Origin of the sequence: Pseudoalteromonas sp. SG41-5 (assembly GCF_014164495.1) — a bacterium.
In the GTDB taxonomy this organism is placed as follows: domain Bacteria; phylum Pseudomonadota; class Gammaproteobacteria; order Enterobacterales; family Alteromonadaceae; genus Pseudoalteromonas; species Pseudoalteromonas rhizosphaerae.
Window position 1 is genome coordinate 1 of the sequence record NZ_JACJFH010000270.1, and the last position, 623, is coordinate 623.

General features: G+C 41.7%; 1 protein-coding gene. It reads right to left on the reverse strand.

Annotated features, from left to right (window positions below):
• The coding region (istB, locus tag H5232_RS23540; RefSeq protein WP_182831703.1) for an IS21-like element helper ATPase IstB at positions 1-623 on the reverse strand (623 nt) is incomplete at both ends.

The following is a 623-nucleotide window of genomic DNA, read 5'->3' on the forward strand; positions in this document are numbered from 1 at the left end:
TTATTTAACTGTTTTCGTATCGATTCTCCTTTTAAGTTCAACTTAATTGAACCATGAATTAGCCTATCTAAAATGGCGTCAGCATGGGTTGATTCTCCTATCATTTCATGCCAGTTTTCCTGTGGGAGCTGGCTTATAATTATGTGTGATTTATACCCATACCGCGCATCGATTAATTCGAGTAAGTCACCTCGTTGCTGTGCACTCAGTGGTTCAAGCCCCCAGTCGTCTAAAATCAGTAGATCATACTTTATTAACTTCGCCAGTAATTTCCGGTAACTACCATCTGCTTGGGCTAGAAACAGGCTTTCAAGTAGTTCCTTCAATCGAATATAGTAAACACTTTTTCCTTGTAGGCAGTGCTCATGCCCTAAGGCACATGCGAGGTAGGTTTTTCCACAGCCCGTTGCGCCGGTGATTAAGATATTTTGGTGTAAGTTCAGCCAGCTATTTTGGCTTAAGTTACGTATCTGTGCTTTTTCTATATTACGTGCCGGTGAGTAAATCAGTTGATTTAACTGAGCCGGTAAGCGGAATTTAGCGTGTCGCACTAGCCGGTCGATTTTTCTTTGCTCACGCGTATCAATTTCATGAGTGAGCAATAAACTGACGCGCTCTATAAA